1 protein-coding gene is annotated in these 2,144 nt (G+C 71.4%); it reads left to right on the top strand.

Translation table 11 applies throughout. From position 1 onward, the window contains the following. Window positions 1-59 precede the first annotated feature (59 nt). A partial coding sequence (locus tag ACI2L3_RS40185; protein ID WP_404757431.1) for a phage tail tape measure protein occupies window positions 60-2,144 on the top strand: 2,085 nt, incomplete at its 3' end.

Raw genomic sequence — 2,144 nt, 5'->3', positions numbered from 1 at the left:
ACACCACGCCCGTTTGGGGCGGGGGCGCCCCCGCGCCCTGGGCGGGGGGGGGGGGCGCCGTGTGGGGCGCCGGCGGCCTGCTCGCGGCCGGCGCCGGCATGACCGTGAAGACGGCCGCCGACTTCGACAAGGCCATGTCCTCCGTCCGTGCAGCCACGCACGAGACCGAAGAGAACATGGCTCTCCTGGGCGAGGCCGCGAAGAAGGCCGGCGCCGACACCGCATACTCCGCGGAGGAGGCCGCCCAGGGCATCGAGGAGATGGCCAAGGCCGGCGTCTCCACCGAGGAGATCCTCACCGGCGGCCTCGACGGCGCACTCTCCCTCGCCGCCGCCGGCGCCCTCGACGTCGGCGACGCCGCCGAGCTCGCCGCCTCCGCCCTCGTCCAGTTCAAGCTCGACGGCTCCCAGATCCCACACGTCGCCGACCTCCTCGCGGCCGGCGCCGGAAAGGCCCAGGGCTCCGTCGAAGACCTCGGCGCCGCGCTCAACCAGTCCGGCCTCATCGCTGCGCAGACCGGCCTCGACATCGAGGAGACCACCGGCACCCTGGCGATGTTCGCCAACGCCGGCCTCACCGGCTCTGACGCCGGCACGTCCTTCAAGACGATGCTCCAGCGGCTCAACCCGCAGACCAAGGAAGCCGCCCAGCTCATGGATGAGCTCGGCCTCTCCGCCTACGACGCCAACGGCAACTTCATCGGCATGGAGGAGTACGCCGGCAAGCTGCAGGGCGCGCTCGCGGGCATGTCCGAGCAGCAGCGCGCGGCCGCGCTGCAGACGCTCTTCGGCTCCGACGCGATCCGCGCGGCGTCCGTCCTCTACGAGGGCGGCGCCGAGGGCGTGAGCGAGTGGACCGAGAAGGTCAACGACGCCGGCTACGCGGCCGAGACGGCCTCCATCATGCAGGACAACCTCGCCGGCGACCTCGAGAAGCTCGGCGGCGCCTTCGACACGGTCTTCCTGCAGTCCGGGTCCGGGGCGAACGACGTCCTGCGGGACATGGTCCAGGGCCTCGAGGGCGTCGTCGACTGGGTCGGCAGCCTCCCCGAGGGCGTGCTGCAGATCGGCACAGTGTTCGCCGGCGTGACCGGCGGCGCTGCCCTCCTGGCCGGCGCCACCCTCACCGTGATCCCGAAGATCAAGGAGACCCGAGACGCCCTCAACGACCTCGCCCCGGCCGGCTCCAAGTCCGCCGCCGCCGTAGGCAAGCTCGGCAAGCTGGCCGGCGTCGCGTCAGTCCTCAGCGGCGTCGCGCTCGCGGCGATCGAGCTGGCCAAGGCGACCACCTCGTACGACACGATGACCACGGAGAAGATGGCCACGGCCATCCGCAACGTGGCCAACGCGGGCGATGACGTCGTGGCCCGCAAGGACCAGCTGAACAGCGTGTTCTCGGATTGGGACGTGTCCGCCGGGTCGTCCGCCGAGAACATCATGGGGATGGACCAGGCGCTGCAGCATCTGGTGTCGTCCCAGGACGATTTCGGCCGCGGCCTGAACGACTGGGCGAACGACGCGTTCGCCTGGACGGGTCTGGCCAAGGACAACGTCGGCCAGGTCGAGGACCGGCTCATGGAGCTCGGCAACGAGATGGGCAACCTCGCCTCCTCCGGAGAGACCGAGGCCGCCACGGCCGCGTTCCAGGAGCTCGCCCGCTCCTGGGAGGCCACGGGTCGGCCGGCCGAGGAGCTGTTCAACACCTACATGCCCGGCCTGCGCGACTCCCTCAAGGGCGTCGCCGCGGAGATGGGCGTGAGCATCGACGACGCTCAGGCGCTGGAGTGGGCCCTGTCCGGGGTCGCTCCGGAGGCGGTCCGCACCGCGGAGGCCTCGGCTGACGCCGAGGCGGCCATGGCGAAGATGGCCGCTGAGGCTGAGGCCGCGGCGCAGAACTCGCAGTCCCTCGTGGACGAGCTCGCGCAGACCACGGGCATCAACCCGGACGGGCTGAACGGCATGGCCGAGGCCATGGCCATCCTCACGGACGAGTCCGAGGAGGCCGGGGACAAGCTCGACAAGGTCATCGACGCGCTCTTCCGCGCCGGCCTGGCGCATATGTCCGTGCAGGACGCGCAGGCGGCCATGTACGAGGCAGGGGACGCCCTCAACAAGGCCATCGAGGAGAACGCGGCCAGCCTGGAC

The sequence above is a fragment of the Streptomyces sp. NPDC029674 genome (genome assembly GCF_044903205.1).
Taxonomy (GTDB): Bacteria; Actinomycetota; Actinomycetes; order Streptomycetales; family Streptomycetaceae; genus Streptomyces.
The sequence above is the reverse complement of the archived record's forward strand: the minus strand, read 5'-3'. Positions and strand labels throughout refer to the sequence as shown.